Here is a 2,266-nt window from a genome sequence, read left to right on the forward strand (position 1 = left end):
CCATGCCGGCGGAACGCGTCCGCCTGGAACGTAGATCAACGGGTTCCATATAAAAAGCGAGTAAGTGAACAATATGTCATTCACTTACTCGCTATGAAATCTTTTTGAGGACTTTTTCAGTGCCCTCCAAAGTATGTCCGGTCCTTTTAAGAAATTATGATGATTTGAGTTTTAGTAGAAAGTGTTTTTCAACTGTATCTACTTCGGTTTCCGGATCGCTTTGGACTGCAAACTTACTACACCATAACCTCAAGATTAATATAACCTTCTATACATCTCTTGATTTCCGTTACAATGCACTTTCATGTCGCGGGCGGTCCGTAAGCCATGGTGGTTTGTTATGAAAAAAATCCAGCAACTGATTTAGCTGCTGGATTTCTAATTGATTATGTTACTAAGCTACTTCTACGCATGGATTTCAGCTTTATCCCAACTTCTTCGCTCTTCACTGTTTGGATCATGTGCTAAGCTGTTTTCATTGTTAAACAACAAGACAGAACGATTTTCCAAATCATATGCTGGCCATTCCGGAAGATCAGGTGTATTTGGATTTCCATTGTGGGCAAAGTTAATCCAAGCCTGGTGCATGTTGCGGGCTAAATTCCTTTTCTCTGAAGTATCCTCACCTGTAAACTTTTCCATTCCTGGTTTTTCATTAGTATTCCAAAAAAATGGAATTTCCAAAGCATGACATGATTTTAGTTTGCCTTCAAAAACCGTACTTTCCCAATCAAATCGATACATCCAGACAGGTGCTTTTTGTTTGACTTGATGTTCCGCCAATCTGATTGCAGGTAATCTAAATACCTTCATGGTCAGTAATTCATCATACATAGTTTGAGTTAATTTCTCGCCTTTGGGGAATTTTTGTGAAATTCCTTCCCAGCTTGATCCAAATGTTTGTTCAAATATAGAGGTGATTTCTTTTTCATCCCCTTTTTCCCAACGTGGATCAAAATACGAAAAGAGTCGATACTCGTCTTTATTCGTTCCAATTAAGATTGAGATGTCATTAGCTCCTCCTTCTGCCAATACCTGTTCGGGATGCTGCAGTAAAGTAACACCATCAATAACTGGTACTAGACTCATATAAGGCAAAGATGCTGCTTTTTTAATAAGTTGTTCAGCAGGGATTTCTTTTAACTTGTTCAGGTTTCCTGGTTCTATATCTAGAAGTTCTAAAAACCGGTTTGTAACTTTTTCAGCTTTGCTAGTACTGTGGACATTTGCTGCTGCACCACTTTGCAAAATCGCTTGATGGAAAAGACCTTTTGCTGATGGAGATGCCAGTAGTACGCCGATGCTCATCGCACCCGCTGATTCTCCGAATACAGTAACACGGTTAGGATCTCCACCAAAATTTGCAATGTTGTCTTTGACCCATTGCAGAGTTGCAACCTGATCCAAGATGCCACAGTTTCCAGAACCTACAAACTCATCTCCACCAGCATCACCCACGTGTAGAAATCCAAAGACTCCTAGTCGGTAATTAAACGTTACTACGACAACATCCCCTTCACTTGCAAAAGAAGTCCCATCATACATAGAACTGGAACCTGACCCAGCCGCGAAAGCACCACCGTGAACCCAGACCATAACTGGTCGGAGCTTATTGTCCGCACCAGGTGTCCAGATATTCAAATACAAACAATCCTCATTCGTTTCTTCCAATTCACTTCCTAAAAATTTCATAACTTCACTTGGTGTTTGTAGAGCAACTGGACTAAACTTGGTTGCATCTCGTACATCCCCCCAAGCAAACGGTGTCTTGGGTGCTCGAAAACGAAGCGAACCAACCGGTGGCTTTGCATACGGAATCCCTTTCCATACACATATTTCCCCATTCTGTTCTCCCATTACTTTCCCGTAAGCGGTTTCAACAATCAAAGCAGACATATTTATTTCCCCTTTTCTAATCTGTTTTCATGATGAGCAGATATTCATTAGATGTCTATATACTTTTCCACATACTGTTATCTATTTCCTTTAAAATGACTAGTAACTATGGTTAACTAAAATTTATTCCTGCTTATATTGATTATTCCCGTTTGCCATATTTCTACTAATTGAGTAAATTTCATAACTCCTCACTTCGATAATAAACATGAACACTTAATTGTTATCCGTTAATTTTAGACAGGTATCGTTTGATTGTAGCGCAAGGTGGCGACTCCAGTGGAACAGTACGAGCTAAAAGCCCCGCAGGAAAGATGCTGGCCAAAAGCCAGTATCTTCGCGACGAGTAACCGCAGGAGCACAATGGAAC

General features: G+C 40.5%; 1 protein-coding gene. It reads right to left on the minus strand.

Annotated elements, in window-relative coordinates:
* Positions 1–405 precede the first annotated feature (405 nt).
* A complete protein-coding gene (locus B371_RS0100630; RefSeq protein ID WP_019412418.1) occupies positions 406–1,896 on the minus strand; it encodes a carboxylesterase/lipase family protein in 1,491 nt (496 codons plus the stop codon).
* Positions 1,897–2,266: the final 370 nt, after the last annotated feature.

Origin of the sequence: Paenisporosarcina sp. TG20 (assembly GCF_000286315.1) — a bacterium.
GTDB lineage: Bacteria > Bacillota > Bacilli > Bacillales_A > Planococcaceae > Paenisporosarcina.

What these genes read in the sequence shown, in the direction of transcription:
- B371_RS0100630 (WP_019412418.1), bottom strand. Translation starts at nt 1,896, where the DNA reads ATGTCTGCTTTGATTGTTGAAACCGCTTACGGGAAAGTAATGGGAGAA.